Raw genomic sequence first — 18,244 nt, forward strand, 5'->3', positions numbered from 1 at the left:
AGGCTTTTGTCAGGGGTCGATCCGGTCATGAGGTTCAGGTCATGACGGAATGGCCCAGATGCAGCGCAACCTTTGCCTACGCTTGCCCGCCCGCTCCAGAGCGAGTGGGTCAACACCAGCATCTGCGTTGCGTCGACAGGAACGTCGGGCAACGGTCGCAAATGGTGGAGCAGACCGGGACGGGAAATTTTCATCCATCCCCATGTCTGCCCTGCTGATTAGTGGGGCGGCATCGCCTTGCCAAGTGAAATATTCGGTCAAAAATCATCATTCTGGCGATTTGTCGGCAAATATCTCGATTGCACGGGGCCGCCCGGCCAGATCGGCATGGACCAGCGCTGAAAGCCCGGCGGCACACGCCAGCGCGCAGACCGCATCGGCCTGGGTCCAGCCGATCTCGATCAGTGCGATCCCGTCCGGCGCCAGCAGGCCCGGCAATTGCGGCACGAGCACCCGGTAATCGTCCAGCCCGTCGCGCCCGGCAAACAGCGCGCCATGCGGTTCGAACGCCGTGACCGACCGATCGAGCACGGCGGCGGTTTCGACATAGGGCGGATTGGCCAGCACCAGGTCGAACCGGCCCAAATCGGTGCTCCACCCCTCGCGCGTCCAGTCGCCGGCGACGATTTGGGCCCGCGTCGCCAGACCCAGCCGTTCGGCATTGCCACGCGCCACCGCCATCGCCTCGGCCGACCGGTCGATACCGATGCCCTGTGCGCCGGGCCATTCGTGCAATGCGGCCAGCAGCAGTGCGCCCGATCCGGTGCCAAGGTCGATCACCCGTGCCGGTGGACGACCCCGCAGCCGCTCGACCGCCGCCGCGATCAGCGTTTCGGTATCGCCGCGCGGGATCAGCACCGCCGGGCCCACCGCGAAATCCAGCCCCCAGAATTCTTGATGCCCGGTGATATAGGCAACCGGTTCGTGGGCGCCGCGCCGTTCGACCAGTGCGGCAAAGCCTGGGGGCACCGGGTCGCGCAAATGGCGCAGGATCAGGTCCGACCGGGACACCCCCAGCGCATGTGCCATCAGCACTTCGGCATCGAGCCGGGCGGTGTCGCTGGTCGCATCGAGCCGATGCGTGGCGGCGACCAGCGCTTCGGCAATCGTCATCAGGTGTCCATCGCGGCCAGCCGCTTGGCCTGGTCCTCGGCGATCAGCGCATCGACCAGTTCGCCAAGCCCGGTGCCCGCCAGCACTTCGGGCAGGCGGTGCAGCGTCAGGTTGATGCGGTGGTCGGTGACGCGACCTTGCGGAAAATTGTAGGTACGGATGCGTTCGGACCGGTCGCCCGATCCGACCATCGCGCGGCGTGCCTCGGCTTCGGCGCCCTGCGCGGCCTCGCGGCGCATGTCGTAGACGCGGGTACGCAAGACCTGCATCGCCTTGGCCTTGTTCTTGTGCTGGCTGCGCTCGTCCTGCTGGATCACGACGATGCCGGTGGGCAAGTGGGTAATGCGCACGGCCGAATCGGTGGTGTTGACATGCTGCCCGCCCGCGCCCGAGGCGCGATAGATGTCGATCTTCAGATCCTTGTCGTCGATCGTCACGTCGACTTCGTCGGGTTCGGGCAGCACTGCGACAGTGGCCGCCGACGTGTGGATGCGCCCGCCGCTTTCGGTGACTGGCACGCGCTGCACGCGGTGCACCCCGCTTTCGTATTTCAGCCTGGCGAACACGCCGTTGCCCGCGATATGCGCGACCACTTCCTTGTATCCGCCAATATCGCTGACATTGGCCGAAATCAGTTCGACCTGCCAGCCTTGCTCTGCGGCAAAGCGTTCGTACATGCGATAGAGATCGGCGGCGAACAGCGCGGCTTCATCGCCGCCGGTCCCGGCACGGATTTCCAGCATCGCGGGCCGCGCATCGGCGGTGTCGCGCGGCAGCATGGCCAGCGCCAGCGCGCGCTCCGCCTCGGGCAAATCGGCGCGGATGCGCGCGATCTCTTCGTCGGCCATCGCGCGCAGATCGGCATCGGGGTCGTCCATCGCGGCCAGATCGGCCAGCTCGCTGCGCAGCGCGCGCACATGGATCGCGCTGCGTGCCACCGGTTCCAGCTCGGCATAGTCGCGGCTGGCGGCGATGAACGCCTCGCCCTCCAGCGTGCCCGAGGCCAGCCGCGCCTCAAGCTCGGCAAACCGCGCGACAATCTGTTCCAGCCGGGTATCCGCGATGGTCATGCGGCGCCCTGGCCGGGCAGCAGCGCGCGAAACGCGGCCTGTACCGCCTCGTCCCCGCGCAGCCGCCATTGCGGCGCGCCCTCGGCCAATGCCAGCGCGGCGATTACCTTGGCGGGGATTTTGGTCGCCTTGTCATAGCGTTTGCGCGGCGATCCGGTGGCCACCACTTCGCCCGACAGACCGGCGCGGCGCAGCGCCGCCAGCGCCTGTGTCGCGGTATCGAGCGCGGCATCGTCTTCGACCGCGATCACCACGTCGGCAGGCGCGGCATCGCGCGTGCCGACCAGCATGGCCAGCCGCTCGATCCCCGCCGCCCAGCCGACCGCCGGGGTGTGCGGACCGCCCAGCGCCTCGATCAGGCCGTCATAGCGCCCGCCGCCCAGCACGGTGCCCTGCGCGCCCAGCCGGTCGGTGACGAATTCGAACGCGGTGTGGCGATAATAGTCGAGCCCGCGCACCAGCGACGGCGCGCGCGTCCAGGCCACGCCCGCCGCATTGAGCCCGGCGGTAACCCGGCCAAAGAAATCCTGCGCCGCATCGCTCAGGAAATCGTCGATGCGCGGCGCATCGGCGGTGAACGGTTTGTCGCGCGGGTCTTTCGAATCGAGAATGCGCAAGGGGTTGCGTTCGAGCCGGTCCTGCGAATCTTCGCTCAGGTGCGCGCGGTGGTCGCGGAAATAGTCGACCAGCGCGCTGCGCCAGGCCTCGCGGCTGACCGCATCGCCCAGCGTGTTGAGCTGCAAGGTCACCCCGTCGGCGATGCCCAGTTCGTGCAGCAACTGGTCGGCCAGGCACAACAGTTCGACATCGGTTTCGGGTTCGGCCGATCCGATCACTTCGGCGTCGAGCTGGTGAAACTGGCGATAGCGGCCCTTTTGCGGGCGTTCATAGCGGAACAGCGGGCCATGCGTGGCCAGCCGCAGCGGGGCATATTGCTGCCAGCCGTTGGTCAGATAGGCGCGGGCGATCCCGGCGGTGAATTCGGGACGCAGGGTCAGCGATTCGCCGCCGCGATCGTCGAACGAATACATTTCCTTCGACACCACATCGGTGGTTTCGCCCAAGGATCGCGAAAACACCTGGGTCTTTTCGAACACCGGCATTTCGGCGCGGCGAAAGCGATAGAGCCGCCGCACGCGGTCAAAGGTTTCGACGACAAAGGCAAAGGCTTCTGCCTCGGCGCCGAAAATGTCCTGTGTGCCGCGAATGGCCTGGGGCGTGTTGTCTTTGGGAATGCTCATGACCGGCGCGCTTACCGCAAGGCCGCGCACAAGAAAAGGCGGCGGACAGCCCTGCCGGATGGTTGCGCACCGGCGATCATCGCGGCATGGATGGCGCCCATGACGAAACTCCCCCTGCTGTTGTGCGGCGCAGCCCTCTTCGCCGCCACGTTCGCCCCCGTTGCCGATGCCCAGGTCCAGCCCGGCACCAACACATTTCCCGCCAATATCCCGGTTACCCGCGCGGTCCCCGATCCGCAGGACACCCCCTATCCGGGCACGATCACGGTCGATATCGATGCGACTGACATCGTCAGCGGCGCCGAACGCATCACCGAAACGGTGCCGGTGGCCCCTGGCACGCACCAACTGGCGCTGTTGCTGCCCGAATGGATACCCGGCCATCACAGCCGGGGCGGCCTGCCGGCGGAATTGAACGCGGTGCATTTCACCGCCGATGGCAAGGACCTGACCTGGCACCGCGATCCGATCGATACGTATGCCTATGTCATCGACGTACCCGAAGGCGCACAGACCGTGGTGGCACGGATGATTCACACCCCCGCGGTGAAACAGGAACCGGGTGACCGGGTTACGGTCACGCGCGAGATCATCAATCTCGAATGGAACGAGATGGTGCTCTATCCGGCGGGGCACTATGTGCGGCAGATCAAAGTCAAGCCCTCGGTGACATTCCCCGATGGCTGGACCGCGTTCACCGCGCTCGATGGCAAGGCGCAGACCGCCAACCGTTATGCCTGGGATGTCACAGATTTCGAAACGCTGGTCGATTCGCCGATCTTTGCCGGGCGGTTTGCTCAGCGCTTTCCGATCGGCGAGGGCATTTTCATCGATGCCGTGGCCGACAAGCCCGAAGATCTGGTGATCAAGCCCGAACATCTCGAAACCTATCGCAATCTGGTCAAGGAAGCCGACGCCGCGTTCGGTGCGCGCCATTTCGATCATTATGACTTCCTGCTGGGCTTTACCGACCGGCTGAGCGGCGTGGGGCTGGAACACCACCGGTCGAACGAAAGCACCTATCTTCCCAAGGCGTGGACCGACTGGACCACGTTTGACTGGGACCGCAACGTGGTGCCGCACGAATATACCCATTCGTGGGACGGCAAATATCGCCGCCCGGCGCAGTTGTGGACGCCCGATTACCGCCAGCCGATGGTCGATGACCTGCTGTGGGTCTATGAAGGGCAGACCCAGTTCTGGGGGCTGGTGCTGGCGGCGCGTTCGGGCGTGCAGTCAAAGCCGGTCGTGCTGGGCGAATTCGCCGCCTATGCGGGCGGCTTTACCGTGACGGCGGGGCGCGAATGGCGCTCGGTCGAAGATACCACGTTCGATCCGGTGTTCGCTTCGCGTCGGCCAAAGCCGTTCCCGTCGCTGTCGCGCGGCGAGGACTATTATACCGAAGGCGCGCTGGTCTGGCTGGAGGCCGATCAGATCATCCGCGACGGCACGGGCGGCAAACGCGGGCTCGATGACTTTGCCCACGCCTTCTACGGCATGCGCAATGGCGACTGGGGCGTGTTGCCCTATACCCGCGCCGATGTGGTGGCGACCCTGAATTCGGTCTATCCCTATGATTGGGAGGCATTTTTCAAAAAGCGCATCGACAGCCCCGGTCAGCCCGTGCCGCTCGCCGGGTTTGAGCGCGGCGGATATCATCTGGTGTGGAAATCCGAACCGAACCCGTACGACCAGGGCCGCATGACCGAAAGCAAGCTGTTGAGCCTTGGCTATTCGCTGGGCGTGACGCTCGATCATGACGGCAAGGTGATGTCCAGCCTGTGGGGCAGCCCGGCGTTCAAGGCGGGCGTGGTGCCCGGCATGCAGGTGATCGCAGTCAACGGCGATGCCTATGATGCCGACACGATCAAGGCGGCGATCACCGCGGCCAAGGGCACCGACCGGCCGATCGCCCTGCTGGTCAAGCGCGACAGCCGCTATGACACGATCAGCGTCACCTATCACGACGGGTTGCGCTATCCGTGGCTCGAACGCGATCCGGCCGGCAAGGGGCCGGGCGGGCTCGACTTGTTGCTGGCACCGCATCGCAACGGCGCGGGCCATTGACCCGACGGGGGCGCGGGCGCGCGGCACGGCCGGACCGGCGGCCACCGATCGCCGATCTGGGCGGATGGCTGGCGCCCCCGCGTTTCCTGTTGTTCCTGACGCTGTTTCCGGCCGGCGCGTGGCTGTGGCGCAGCCTTGGCCACAGCCTGTCCGACGCACTCGATCTGGGGTTTGACGGGGCCGCGCTGGTGTTTCTGGTCAGCCTGGTGCCGCTGTTCCTGACCCGTCGCGACGATGGGGTGATGCGCCTGCAGGCCGCGCGCAACGATGCCAACCGCGTGCTGGTGCTGGCGATCACCACGCTGTTGACGCTGGTGATCATGGCCGCGATCGCGGGCGAATTGCCGCATGTCGGGCATGGCGGCGGGCACTGGGTACTGGTCAAGCTGATCGGCACGCTGCTGCTGACCTGGCTGTTTGCCAATGTGGTCTATGCGCTGCACTATGCGCATCTGTTCTACATGCCCGGCGATGTGCCTGGCGAAGATGCGTGCGGGCTGGACTTTCCCGGCGGTGAAAGCCCCGATTATCTCGATTTCGTCTATTTCGCCTTTACCCTGGGCATGACGTTCCAGACCGCCGATGTGAACATCACCGGCAAACCGATCCGCCGGATTGCCGTGCTCCACGGCTTTGCGGCGTTCATCTACAACATCGGCGTGATTGCGTTCACGATCAATGCGATCGGCGGCAGTACCGGCGGTTGATGGGGGGAGCGGGCCGGTGCCGTCTTCCTGAAATTCCGGCTTGGCCGGAATTTCCAATCAGACTCTAGTCACTAAGTCTTGTTGCGATGCACAAGGGGGCGGGCTAGAGGCAACCGCATTACAGCCAAGCAGCAAGGGCAGAGTATGCGCATCGACCTTATTCCGACCGGCGAAAATCCGCCGGAAAGCCTGAACGTCGTCATCGAAGTGCCGGTGGGCGGCGAACCGGTGAAGTATGAATTCGACAAGGCCTCTGGCGCCTTGTTTGTCGACCGTATCCTGCACACGCCGATGCGCTATCCCGCCAATTACGGGTTTGTGCCGCACACGTTGTCGCCCGATGGCGATCCGCTCGACGCGCTGGTGATCGCACGTTCGCCGTTCGTGCCCGGATCGGTGGTGCGCGCGCGCCCGATCGCGGTGCTCAATCTGGAAGACGAACACGGCGGCGATGAAAAGCTGGTCTGTGTGCCCGACGACAAGACCTTTCCCTATTACACCGACGTGGTGGAAAAGTCCGATCTGCCCGAAATCGTGCTGGCGCAGATCGAGCACTTCTTTACGCACTACAAGGATCTGGAAAAGGAAAAGTGGGTGCGTGTGGGCACCTGGGGCGGCGCCGAAGACGCCCGCCGCATCACGCTGGAAGCGATCGAACGCTACAACGCGGCCAAGTAATCCCGTTTCGGCAGGCGGCACCGCGCAGGTGCCGCCTGTACCGGTTTCTGCACGATCAGTCGCCCGCCACGGTCATGCCATCAATGCGGATGGTCGGCACATCGATGCCGTGGATACGTTCCAGATCGCTGGCCGGGATCAGCGCGGCAAACATGTCGATCAGATTGCCCGCGACGGTGAATTCGGCGATCGGTTCGCCGATCACGCCGCCAGTGATGCGATATCCGCTGGCACCCCGGCTGTAATCGCCGGTAACCCCATTGACACCGCTGCCGATCAGTTCGGTCACATAGACGCCTTCTGCGATATCGGCGATCAGGGCTGCGGGCGCCAGCGCCCCGGCGCACAGCACGACATTGCCGGTGGTCACATGCGGCGCACCCGATCCGCCGCGCCCGGCATGGCCGGTGGGCGCCTTGCCGAGTTGGCGCGCCGCCGCGCTGTCCATCAACCAGCCGGTCAGTCGACCGGCCTCGACCAGCGCACCGGGCGCGGTCGGCAGTCCTTCGCCGTCGAACGGGCGCGACCGCAACCCGCGCGCGACATGCGGATCATCGAGGATCGTCACAGCGCTGTCGAACAGTTGCGCGCCTTCGCGGTCGAGCAGGAAGCTGGCACGCCGGGCGATCGATGCGCCGGTCATCGCCGCGATCAGGTGCCCGACCAGCGAGGCGCCGACGCGGGGATCGAACACCACGGTCATCGGCCCGCTGCGCACACGGCCGGGATTGAGGCGGCGCGTGGCGCGTTCGCCCGCTTCGCGGCCGATCGCTTCTGGTGCGCGCAGATCGGCGGCATGGCGTGCCGAGGCCCAGGCGTAATCCCGCTGCATCCCGCTGCCTTCGCCTGCCAGCACGCTGGCCGACATGCCGTGGCTGCTGGCCGCATAGGCGCCGGCAAAACCATGGCTGGTGGCCAGTGCAAACACCGATCGGCCACTGCTGGCGCTGCCGCCGTTGCTGTTGGTAACCCCGGGCACGGCCATCGCCGCTGCCTCGACGCTTTGCGCCATCTGGCGCAGCGTCTGCGGTTCGGCCTCGGTCCCGTCATCGAGATCGAGATCGGCGGGCTCGCCGCGCGCCAGCAGCGCGGGGTCGGCCAGTCCGGCATAAGGATCGGGCGGGGCCAGCCGCGCCATTGCCACCGCGCGCTGCGCCAGTTCATCGAGCGCGGCATCGCCCAGGTCGGTCGACCCGATCGAGGCCGATCCGCTGCCTGCAAACACGCGCAAGCCGATATGTTCGGATTCGGACCGCTCCACATCTTCGAGCGCGCCCAGGCGCACCGTCACGCTTTGCGAGGCATTGGCCAGATAGAGCGCGTCGGCAGATGCTGCGCCCGCCGCTGCGGCCCGGCGCAACAGCGCCTCGCAACGGTCACGGGCTTCGTCGGGGGAAAGCATGGGTGGTCTTGATCCAGTGTCTGTGCGGGAATGGCCTGTCGCTTACCCCCGTGCCGCCGGATCGGCAATGGTTCACCCGATCCCCTTGGCTTCACCCGATGATCGCACTCAGCGCCTTGAACAGCCCGGTCAGCGCAAACGGCAGGCCGATCGCAAACAGCCAGACCGACAACTGGTCGCGCCGGAACAGCGGGCGGCGCGCCGGATCGGCGGCAGCCAGGTCGTCCAGCGTTTCCCAATGGCGTTCATAGTGGCGGAACAGCGGGATGATGCCGACCACCAACACGACCAGCGCAAACAGCGGCAGCATCGATGCGCTGTCGGTGCTCATCGCATGCATCGTCACCACGATCTGCAGGGCGGTATAGACCAGCAGCGCATAGGCCACGGTGTCGCTCATCCGCTTGCGCCAGTCGAGCACGCGTATGGTCTTGGTAAATCCGCCGGCTTTTGTCTGTCCGCTCCAGGTGCCGCTGCCGGTGATCCTGGTGTGGAACGCTGACGTGACTTTGGTCATCGCAGGTATCCTTCTCTCCGCCATGCAACAGATCATATGCCGCGCATGGTGGCAAGCGGGATCGTCGGCGGGACGGGCCCGCCATTGGGGTGGGCCGCACAAATCGTGCCAGATCATGCCGGACGGGCTTTGCCATGGCCCATTCAGCGGCTATGGCGCACAAGTGCCCGGCCTGTCCGGGGCCAAACCGTGAGTTGTGCGTGACGATGACCACCTTTGCCGAATCCGCCCAGTCCCCTGCCCGTGCGATCGCCGATGCGTCCACAGGGGGCCTGGAAGTGGTGTCGATCGCCAAGTCCTATGACCGGCGCGCGGTGCTGAGCGACATTTCGCTGTCGGTCGCCAAAGGCGAAGTGCTCGGGCTGCTCGGTCCCAACGGGGCGGGCAAGACCACCTGTTTCTATTCGATCATGGGGCTGGTGCGGCCGGATTCGGGGCGCATCCTGCTCGACGGGGTCGATATCACGCGGCTGCCGATGTACCGCCGTGCGATTCTCGGGCTGGGCTATCTGCCGCAGGAAACCTCGATCTTTCGCGGGCTGACGGTCGAACAGAACATTGCCACCGTGCTCGAACTGATCGAGCCCGATCGCGATACCCGCGCGGCCGAACTGGAACGCCTGCTCGACGAATTCGGCCTGACCCGGCTGCGCACCAGCGCGGCCATGGCACTGTCGGGGGGTGAACGGCGGCGCTGTGAAATTGCGCGGGCACTGGCGGCGCGCCCGTCGATCATCCTGCTCGACGAACCGTTCGCCGGGATCGATCCTTTGTCGATCAGCGATATCCGCCATCTCGTCACCGATCTGAAGCGGCGCGGCATCGGCGTCCTGATTACCGATCACAACGTGCGCGAAACGCTCGATATCGTCGATCGCGCCTGCATTATCTATGGCGGGCAAGTGCTGTTTGCGGGCAGCCCCGAAGCGCTGGTTGCCGATCCCAATGTCCGTCGCCTCTATCTGGGCGAGGGCTTTACGCTCTGATGCCGGTCCGGGGGGACTGAGACAATGGCGCTGGGGCCCAGACTGGATCTTCGCCAGAGCCAGTCGCTGGTGATGACGCCGCAGTTGCAGCAGGCGATCAAGCTGCTGACGCTGTCTAACCTCGAAGTCGAGGCCTTCATCGGCGAGGCGCTCGATGCCAATCCGCTGCTCGATATCGCCGAAACCGGTGATGCGGCGACACCGCCAACAGAGCCGGGCGAGCCCGATCTGCGTCGCACCCATCTGGAAAGTTCACCGGTCGACCAACTGGTCGGCGAAGGCCGCGCCGCCGATGACCGGCCGCTCGATATTGATCCTGCCACGCTCGATCGCGATCGCGACACCGGCGATGGTGAACGGCTTGCCCCGACCGACAGCGGGGACTGGAGCGCAGGCGGCGCGGGCGGCGATGGCGAAGGGCCGGGGATCGACGATCACGGCGCCGCCGCAGCCAGTCTGGCCGAGCATCTGCACGCGCAGATCGGGGCGACCACGCGCGATGCGCAGGCGCTGTTCGTGGCGCGCTGGCTGATCGATCAGCTCGACGAGGCGGGCTATCTGGTGCAGCCGCTGGCAGAGGCGGCAGCGATGCTGGGCGTGCCGATCGCCACGGTCGAGGCCGCGCTGGCGCTGGTGCAGGCGCTCGATCCGACCGGGGTGGGCGCGCGGACGCTGGGCGAGTGCCTGGCGCTGCAGGCGCGCGAAGCCGATCGCTATGATCCGTGCATGGCGCGGCTGCTCGACAATCTCGATTTGCTGGCGCGCGGCGAACTGGCGCGGCTGCGCCGGATGTGCGGCGTCGATGACGAAGACTTTCGCGACATGCTGGCGGAATTGCGCGGCTATGATCCCAAACCGGGCTTGCGCTATGGCAGCGGCGCGGGTGAAGCGGTGGTGCCCGACATTCTGGTGCGCGAAGCGGTGCAGGAGGATGGCTCGTCGGGCTGGGACATCGCGATCAACCAGGCGACCCTGCCGCGCCTGATCGTCAACCGGTCCTATTACGTGGAAATGCGCGGCGCCTGTGTCAGCAAGGACGCGCGCGCCTGGCTGGGCGAGCGGCTGGCCGATGCCAACTGGCTGTTGAAAGCGCTCGACCAGCGGCAAAAGACGATCCTGAAAGTCGCCGCCGAAGTGGTGCGCCAGCAGGACGGGTTTTTCCGCCAGGGCGTGTCGCACTTGCGCCCCCTGACACTGCGTGCCGTGGCCGAGGTGGTCGGGCTGCACGAATCGACGATCAGCCGGGTGACCTCGAACAAATATCTCCATTGCGCGCGCGGAACCTACGAGCTCAAGTATTTCTTCACCTCGGGGGTGGCATCCTCGGATGGCGAAGGCGCGGTGTCGGCCGAGGCGGTCAAGGCCTCGATCCGGCAACTGATCGACGCCGAAGATCCCAAGGCGGTGCTGTCGGACGATACGCTGGTCGATCTGCTGCGTGACCGGGGCTTTGATCTGGCGCGGCGCACGGTTGCCAAGTATCGCGAAGCCATCGGGCTGGGCAGCTCGGTCCAGCGGCGGCGGCAAAAGGCATTGGCGGGCACACGGTAATGCGGCACATGGCGCAGCATGCGATATTCAGGGACTTTGCATGAACGAGGCTGATCCTGCCACGGATACCGCCGCCCCAGGTGCGCGTGCTGGCGTGAGCGCGGGCGCGGTGCTGGCGCGGGTCGGCATCGGGCTGGTGGTGGTGGTCGCGATCATCGCGACGGGGCTGGAAATCTATCACAACCAGCGCGACAAGGCGGGGATGCCGGTGGTCATGGCCTCGGTCCCGGCGCCGCGCGAAACACCCGCGCCGACTGTCGAGGATGTGGTTACCCGGCTGGAAAAGGCGGTGCAGGCAGAGCCCGGCGATGCCGATGCCTGGCGCAACCTGGGCTGGTCTTATTTTCAACGCGGGCAGTTCGCGCAAAGCGCCGATGCGCTGCGCCATGCCGCCGATATCGATCCGACCAATGCGCGCACGCTGTCATTCCTGGGCGAGGCGGTGTTGCAGGCCCACAAGGGCCAGTTGCGCATGCCTTGGGAAGCGCGCGCGGCGTTTGACGAAGCGCTCAAGCTCGATCCCCACGATGCCCGTGCGCGCTATTATCGCGCGTTCGGCTGGGATCTGGCCGGGCAGCACCGCCGTGCGATCAACGGTTGGCTTGCGCTGCTGGCCGACACGCCGCCCGATGCGCCTTATGCCGGGGACATCCGCGCGGTGATCCGCGCCGTGGGCGCGCGCCACCATATCAAGGTTGAGAAACGCCTTGCCGAAGTGCAATTCGTGCCACCAGGCAGCAAGGCAGCATCAACCAAGTCTGCCAGCGGCGGCAAGACCCCGGCCACTTTGCCGGGGCCAGCCGGCGACCTGATGCGCGCGGTGGAGGGCGTTCCGCGCCCCGTTCGCAGCGGCGCGCCAAAAGGAGAATGATCCCGCGTGGCAGCATTTACGATTTTGCGGGTTTCGCATTGACGATAAATTAACCTTTCATGTTCATTTGTCATATGGTTAATGAACGGCGCGGCCCTTTGACGGGGGATCGAGGCCATTCGGGGGTAATGGCAAGAAGGGATTGATCGATGCGGGTTCTGCTGATCGAGGACGAGCCGACCACTGCCAAGGCGATTGAGCTGATGCTCTCTGCCGAGGGATTCAATGTCTATTCAACCGATCTCGGGGAAGAAGGCCTCGATCTCGGCAAGCTGTACGATTACGATATTATTCTTCTCGACCTCAATTTGCCCGACATGCACGGGTATGACGTGTTGAAGAAATTGCGCGTCGCCAAAGTTCAGACGCCGGTTCTGATCCTGTCGGGCATTTCCGAAATGGACAGCAAAGTGCGGTCTTTCGGCTTTGGCGCCGACGACTATGTGACCAAGCCGTTTCATCGCGAAGAACTGATTGCCCGCATCCACGCCGTGGTGCGCCGGTCAAAGGGCCATTCGCAATCGGTCATCCGCACCGGCAAGCTGTCGGTCAACCTCGATGCCAAGACGGTCGAGGTCGATGGTGCCCGCGTGCACCTGACCGGCAAGGAATATGCGATGCTGGAACTGCTGTCGCTGCGCAAGGGCACGACGCTGACCAAGGAAATGTTCCTCAACCATCTCTATGGCGGGATGGACGAGCCCGAACTGAAGATCATCGACGTGTTCATCTGCAAACTGCGCAAGAAACTGGCGCATGCCTGCGGTGGCGACAACTATATCGAAACGGTCTGGGGCCGTGGCTATGTGCTGCGCGATCCCGAAGACCAGACGGCGATCGAAGCCGCCTGATCCATCCTTACGCCGGGACGGCATGCTGTCCCGGCCCATCGCTCCCTGGAATGACCCGCCTTTCGGCGGGTCTTTTTTTGGCGATGGCATCGCTTGAAAACAGACTACGGGAATGACTGGATGTGGTGGAAAGCAGCCATTAACAATCTGACTCCTATGTCGGGTTGATCTTCACGGGGCGAGACGAAAACGATGTTTGGAAGCACGCTCATATGTGACGACGATTTCACATGCATGAACCGCATCACACGAAACATGAGTGATTATTATTTCAAGAACTGCACATTTAGAGAATTGGAATTCGAAGGAGGTGATTTTGGAACTGTAATGGTCTTTTGCGAATTGCGAAATTGTGATCTGTATTGGTCAACTGTGGCGGCGGGTCTTTTTGTTTCGACCCGGTTTGTAGGCACCGCGTTTCGAGGCATCATCTTTGCAGGATCGAAATTCATCGAATGCAGTTTTGTGGATTGCAATTTCGGAAAAGATAATCTCGACGGCGATTGCGATTTTGCAGATGCCAAGTTTATCGACTGCGAGTTTCAGAATACCGTAGGCGCTCCAGCGGTAGCCTAATGACGCCAATTGGGCGCATGCGGCCATCGGCGCGGCGCGCGTTTGCAAACAATATAAATGCTTTTTTGCGTATAGCCGCCCCTCAGGGGCTACGGCATTCACACATCTTGGTTCGGCACTCGATTTGCCCGACGTACAAGTCCAATCGGCATCTGCTTGCAAGAACGGTGCGCGATGGAGTTGATCGGTGCGGAACATGATTTAATATATTGATATTAGTAGAACTCCGCTCATCCTGAGCCTGTCGAAGGATGCGCGCCGACGTTCGCTCTGCGCGCCAGCAACACACCCTTTGGGCACGTGCCGCGCGCATCCTTCGACAGGCTCAGGATGAACGGATCTTGCTGATATTATTGACTTAAATTAAGAAAGACGCGCTTGTGTGAATCCCGTAGCCCCCAGGATAGGGGGGTCCGACGCCGGAGGTGCCGCGCCGGTCAGTGCGCGGCGGCCAGTTCCAGATCGATATCGCTGGCGTCTTTCGCCTTGGCGGGCGCTCCGGGCGCGACGCGGGGCTTTGGCTTGGGGGCCAGCCAGACGAAGCAGGCGGCAAAGATGAAAATGCCCGCGCAGCCCAGGAACACCGTGTTGGTGGCCAGCGTCACCGCCTCTGTCTGGACCATGTTGTCGAGCATCACGCGCCCGAACAGGCCCTGTTGCAGCATGTCGGCGGGCGGGTGGAACCGGCTGACCAGTTCAGCGTGCGAATACTTGGTTTCGTGGTCCCACATCGTGGTCGACAGCGACGTGGCAAAGGCGCCCGACAGCGTGCGCGCAAAATTCGACAGGCCTGCCGCCGATGCGGTTTCCTGCGGCAGCACCGAACCCAGCGCCAGCGTGGTGGTGCCGACGAAATAGAACGGCATGCCGAACCCTTGCAGGAATTGCGGCAGGGCGATGTCGAAAAAGCCCATGTCGGTCACCCAGTCGCTGCGCAACACCGCCATGATGGCCAGCCACATCACCCCGAACGAGATCAGCCCGCGCACATCGACCTTGTTGGTCATTTGCGCCACGATCGGCGACATCACCACCGCCAGCACGCCCATAAAGCCCATCGCCTGCCCCGCAACCGTGGCGGTGTAATCAAGGTTGGTCTGCAAAAACAATGGGGTGAGCACGACGATCGAAAAGAACGCGCCATAGGCCAGGCACTGTGTGATCAACGCCACGGTAAAGCCGCGATGGCGGAACACCGACAGATCGACGATCGGGTTGCGCTCGGTCAGTTCCCAGATCAGGAACGCGACAAAGCCAATCACCGCGACGATCGCCAGCGTGCAGATCATCGTGCTGGAAAACCAGTCCTCCTCGCGCCCCTTGTCGAGCATGATCTGCAACGCGCCGACCCACACCACCAGCAGCGCCAGCCCGACATAATCGATCGGGCGTTTGACGGTGGGTGTTTCGTATCGCGTCAGCAGGCGGCTGGCGGCGGTCGCGCACAGGATCACGATCGGCACGTTGATGAAAAAGATCCAGTGCCAGGACAGATTGTCCGAAATCAGCCCGCCCAGAATCGGTCCGGCGATCGGCGCACAGACCGTGGTCATCGCCCATAGCCCCATTGCGGCGGCGGCGCGCTGCGGGGGAAACACCCGCAGCAGCAGCGTTTGCGACATCGGCATCATCGGCGCGCCGCACAGGCCCTGCATCACGCGAAACGCGATCAGCGCCTCCAGACTGCGCGACAGCCCGCACAGCACCGAAAACAGTCCGAACCCCATCAGCGCCAGGATAAACACGCGCACCGCGCCGAACCGCGCCGCCAGCCATCCGGTCAGCGGCACGCAGATCGCCTCTGCCACCGCGTAGGACGTGATCACCCAGGTGCCCTGGCTGGGCGAAACCGCCAGACTGCCCGAAATATGCGGCACCGACACGTTGGCGATGGTGATATCGAGCACCACCACAAAGTTCGACAGCGCGAGCGCAAAGGCGCCCATCGCCATCGCCAGACCCGTCAGTGGCGGGGCAGTCGGGGGGGCAAATGCGGGGGCTGGACCACCGGCCATGGGATGGGACCTTTCAGTTGCCGTGCGTATCGATGGTGGCATCGACCGACAGGCCGATGCGCAACGGGTGCGCCGCCAGTTCACGCCTGTCGAGCGCGATCCGCACCGGCAGGCGCTGGACCACCTTGATCCAGTTGCCGGTGGCGTTCTGCGCCGGGATCACCGCCAGCGCCGAACCGGTGCCGCCCGAAAAGCCCACGACTTTGCCGTGATAGACCACTTTGCCGCCATAGATGTCGGCGGTCAGTTCGGCCGACTGGCCCGGGCGCACATGGCGCAACTGGCTTTCCTTGTAATTGGCATCGACATAGGCGTCGGCGACCGGAACGATGGTCATCAACGTGGTGCCCGCACTGACCCGCTGGCCCAGTTGGACATTGCGCTGGGTGATCACACCGTCGACCGGTGCGCGCACGATCGTGCGGTCGAGATCGATCCGCGCCTGATCGAGCCGGGCCTTGGCGGCCAGCACGTCGGGATTGGTTTCGACCGTGGTGCCCGCCACCAGCGCATCGGTCGCCGCTTCCTGCCCGTTGGCAGAGCCGCGCGCGGCCTGCGCCTGGGTCAGGCTGGCACGCGCGGCGGCCAGATTGCCCTGCGCGGCGGCAAAGGCGTTGCGGGCACTGGTCAGTTCCTCGCCCGACACACCGCCATCGGCGGCCAGCGCCTCGCGCCGCGACAGATCGATCCGCGCGCGGGCCAGATCGGCCTCGGCAATCGACACCTGGGCCTGCATGCGGCTGATATCGGCCCGGCGTTCGCCCACCACCGCACCCAGCGCACCGCGCGTCGCCATCGTCTGGCGCACGCGCCGCACCGCGCTGGCAAAATTGGCCTGCGCTTCGGCCAGCGCCAGCCGGGCGTCGGTCGGGTCGATCACCACCAGCACGTCGCCGCGATGCACCATCTGCGTGTTGCTGACGCGCACCTGGGCAACCGGGCCTCCGGTCAAGGGGGTCACTTGCGCGACCTCGGCGTTGACATAGGCATCGTCGGTTTCGACGTAGCGTTCGCCCTCGATCCATTGATAGCCCAGCCAGCCAACCGCGATCACGGCCAGCACGGCGCCGAACAGCATGAAGGCGCGCTTGCGGTTGTTGGTCTGTGGGGCGTCGGTATCAGCCATGGGGTGTCGAATCCTGGGAGAAATAGGGGGATGGATCAGGCTTTGAAGCCGCCGCCAAGCGCGCGGATCAGATCGACCCGCACCGCCAGCACGCGGCCTTCGCAATCGGCCAGCAACTGGCGGTTGCGCAGCAGGGCATCTTCGGCCGACAGCACGGCCAGATATTGGGACAGGCCCCCGGCATAGCGCCGCTTGGCCAGATTCCATGCTTCTTCGGACCGGGCCACGGCCTCGCGCGCCGAGGCCAGTTCGATCGCCAGCGCGCGTTGCCCGGCGGCGGCATCGGCCACTTCGCGCACGGCCTGGACGAGCGTGTCGTCGTATTGCGCCACGGCCTCGTCATAGCTGCCGCGCGCGGCGCGATAATTGCCGGTCAGCGCGCCGCCCGAAAACAGCGGCAGGTTGATTGCCGCCTGCGACTGCCCCGCTTCGGATCCGGTCGCGGTCAGATTGGCCAGCCCCAGCGACTGGGCGCCGACGAAGGCCATCAGATTGACATCCGGAAAGAACGCGGCGCGTGCCGCACGCACCCGCGCGGACGCCGCCTGGGCCCGCGCACGCGCCGCCGCGATGTCGGCGCGGCGGCCGACCAGATCGAGCGCCAGCCGGGGCGGCAGCGCCGTCATGCGGAACTGGCCCGGTGCGGGCGGCGTGATCGCCGCGCCCCGATCTGGCCCGGCGCCCAACAGCGCGGCCAGCCGGTTGCGGGTCAGGTCCACTGCCTGTTCGGCGGCAGCCAGATTGGCGCGCGCGACGGGCACGTCGGCCTCGGCCTGGCGCTGTTCGGCGCGGGTGTCGAGCCCGTTGATCACGCGGCTGGTCACCAGCGCGGCGGTCTCCTCGCGCACTTTGACCGACGCGGCGGCAACATCGCGCAACGCCGCCTGGCGGCCCAGTTCGGCATAGGCGCCGGCCACCGAGGTGGCCAAGGCCAGTCGTGCGGCACGCGCCTCGATCGCGGCGGCGGTGCGTTCCGAGGTTGCAGCGGCCAGCGTGGCGTGGTTGCGCCCGAACAGATCGAGATCAAACGCCAGATTGCCTTGCGCCGAACCGTTGCTGTTCCAGCCGTGCGGCACAAATTCGGGTGGAATGCCCTGGTTATAGCTTTCCTTGATCGCGCCTGCCGCGCCCGACAACGATGCAGTGGGCAACAGTGCGGCATTGGCGCTGCGCGCATAGCCTTCGGCGGTGCGCAGGCGGGCTTGAGCTTCGGCGAGGCCGGGCGATCCCTTGATCGCCTCTTCGATCAGCGCCGACAGTTGCGCATCGCCATAGTCGCGCCACCAGCTTTCATCTGGCCAGGCGGCGTCATCCGGGCCGTTCAGGCTGTTTGCTGCAACGCTTTCGGCTGGACGCAACGCGGGGGTGGCAGCCATCGGCGGCGGCACCGCGCACGCCCCCAGCAACAACGAGGCAAGCAACGGCGACGCGATCTTCGCGGTCCGGCGGCGGGATATGTGGGGGGGCATCTTG

General features: G+C 65.0%; 16 protein-coding genes. 8 read left to right on the plus strand and 8 right to left on the minus strand.

Features of this window, described 5'->3' with window-relative positions; all coding sequences use genetic code 11:
* Positions 1-267: 267 nt before the first annotated feature.
* From prmC to hisS, 3 genes are read right to left on the minus strand one after another with little or no spacing between them, the layout of a single operon-like run.
* Positions 268-1,113 carry a peptide chain release factor N(5)-glutamine methyltransferase gene (gene prmC / locus AQZ49_RS07430; RefSeq protein ID WP_067614542.1) on the minus strand — a complete coding sequence of 282 codons (846 nt, stop codon included), beginning with the start codon at positions 1,111-1,113 and terminating at the stop codon, positions 268-270.
* The gene (prfA, locus tag AQZ49_RS07435) at positions 1,113-2,183 is read right to left on the minus strand and encodes a peptide chain release factor 1 (RefSeq protein ID WP_067614544.1); all 1,071 of its coding nucleotides are present in this window, start codon (positions 2,181-2,183) and stop codon (positions 1,113-1,115) included. The genes prmC and prfA overlap by 1 nt, the downstream gene beginning before the upstream one ends.
* Positions 2,180-3,424, minus strand: a complete 1,245-nt coding sequence (gene hisS, locus AQZ49_RS07440) for a histidine--tRNA ligase (protein WP_067614546.1) — start codon at positions 3,422-3,424, stop codon at positions 2,180-2,182. The genes prfA and hisS overlap by 4 nt, the downstream gene beginning before the upstream one ends.
* A 99-nt stretch (positions 3,425-3,523) precedes the next feature.
* Here hisS and AQZ49_RS07445 point away from each other — a divergent pair, with 99 nt between their 5' ends.
* The 3 genes from AQZ49_RS07445 to ppa all read left to right on the plus strand — a co-directional run bounded on the left by AQZ49_RS07445 (position 3,524) and on the right by ppa (position 6,876).
* Complete coding sequence (locus AQZ49_RS07445; protein ID WP_231739017.1) at positions 3,524-5,491, plus strand: M61 family metallopeptidase; 1,968 nt, start codon at positions 3,524-3,526, stop codon at positions 5,489-5,491.
* A complete protein-coding gene (locus AQZ49_RS07450) occupies positions 5,488-6,198 on the plus strand; it encodes a DUF1345 domain-containing protein (RefSeq protein WP_067614548.1) in 711 nt (236 codons plus the stop codon). Before AQZ49_RS07445 ends, AQZ49_RS07450 begins: the two co-directional genes overlap by 4 nt.
* 144 nt (positions 6,199-6,342) lie before the next feature.
* Entirely contained in the window at positions 6,343-6,876 is a 534-nt protein-coding gene (gene ppa / locus AQZ49_RS07455) for an inorganic diphosphatase (RefSeq protein ID WP_067614550.1), read from the plus strand.
* 55 nt (positions 6,877-6,931) lie between these two features.
* Here ppa and AQZ49_RS07460 read toward each other — a convergent pair whose 3' ends face one another.
* The gene (locus tag AQZ49_RS07460; protein WP_067614552.1) at positions 6,932-8,278 is read right to left on the minus strand and encodes a TldD/PmbA family protein; all 1,347 of its coding nucleotides are present in this window, start codon (positions 8,276-8,278) and stop codon (positions 6,932-6,934) included.
* 91 nt (positions 8,279-8,369) lie between these two features.
* The gene (locus AQZ49_RS07465; protein WP_231739019.1) at positions 8,370-8,795 is read right to left on the minus strand and encodes a hypothetical protein; all 426 of its coding nucleotides are present in this window, start codon (positions 8,793-8,795) and stop codon (positions 8,370-8,372) included.
* A gap of 206 nt (positions 8,796-9,001) precedes the next feature.
* On the opposite strand from AQZ49_RS07465, the gene lptB reads away from it, so the two are divergent.
* From lptB to AQZ49_RS22970, 5 genes are all read left to right on the plus strand, one after another.
* Positions 9,002-9,781: an LPS export ABC transporter ATP-binding protein gene (gene lptB, locus AQZ49_RS07470; RefSeq protein WP_067614554.1), complete on the plus strand. Its 780-nt coding sequence runs from the start codon at positions 9,002-9,004 to the stop codon at positions 9,779-9,781.
* 24 nt (positions 9,782-9,805) lie between these two features.
* A complete protein-coding gene (gene rpoN, locus AQZ49_RS07475; RefSeq protein ID WP_067614556.1) occupies positions 9,806-11,332 on the plus strand; it encodes an RNA polymerase factor sigma-54 in 1,527 nt (508 codons plus the stop codon).
* Between the two features lie 40 nt (positions 11,333-11,372).
* Entirely contained in the window at positions 11,373-12,203 is an 831-nt protein-coding gene (locus tag AQZ49_RS07480; protein ID WP_067614558.1) for a tetratricopeptide repeat protein, read from the plus strand.
* A gap of 149 nt (positions 12,204-12,352) precedes the next feature.
* Positions 12,353-13,054 (plus strand): response regulator transcription factor CtrA, encoded by a 702-nt coding sequence (ctrA, locus tag AQZ49_RS07485; RefSeq protein ID WP_067614560.1) that lies wholly within the window; start codon positions 12,353-12,355, stop codon positions 13,052-13,054.
* Between the two features lie 327 nt (positions 13,055-13,381).
* Positions 13,382-13,630 (plus strand): pentapeptide repeat-containing protein, encoded by a 249-nt coding sequence (locus tag AQZ49_RS22970; protein ID WP_067614562.1) that lies wholly within the window; start codon positions 13,382-13,384, stop codon positions 13,628-13,630.
* Between the two features lie 437 nt (positions 13,631-14,067).
* On the opposite strand, the gene AQZ49_RS07495 is transcribed toward AQZ49_RS22970, so the two are convergent.
* The 3 genes from AQZ49_RS07495 to AQZ49_RS07505 are packed head-to-tail and all read right to left on the minus strand — an operon-like array spanning position 14,068 to position 18,240.
* Positions 14,068-15,645, minus strand: coding sequence for a DHA2 family efflux MFS transporter permease subunit (locus AQZ49_RS07495; protein WP_067614564.1), 1,578 nt, complete (start codon positions 15,643-15,645; stop codon positions 14,068-14,070).
* A gap of 13 nt (positions 15,646-15,658) precedes the next feature.
* Complete coding sequence (locus AQZ49_RS07500; RefSeq protein WP_067614566.1) at positions 15,659-16,771, minus strand: HlyD/EmrA/EmrK family protein; 1,113 nt, start codon at positions 16,769-16,771, stop codon at positions 15,659-15,661.
* Between the two features lie 35 nt (positions 16,772-16,806).
* Positions 16,807-18,240, minus strand: a complete 1,434-nt coding sequence (locus tag AQZ49_RS07505) for an efflux transporter outer membrane subunit (protein ID WP_082701635.1) — start codon at positions 18,238-18,240, stop codon at positions 16,807-16,809.
* Positions 18,241-18,244 lie beyond the last annotated feature (4 nt).

This window comes from Novosphingobium sp. FSW06-99 (assembly GCF_001519065.1).
Lineage (GTDB): Bacteria > Pseudomonadota > Alphaproteobacteria > Sphingomonadales > Sphingomonadaceae > Novosphingobium.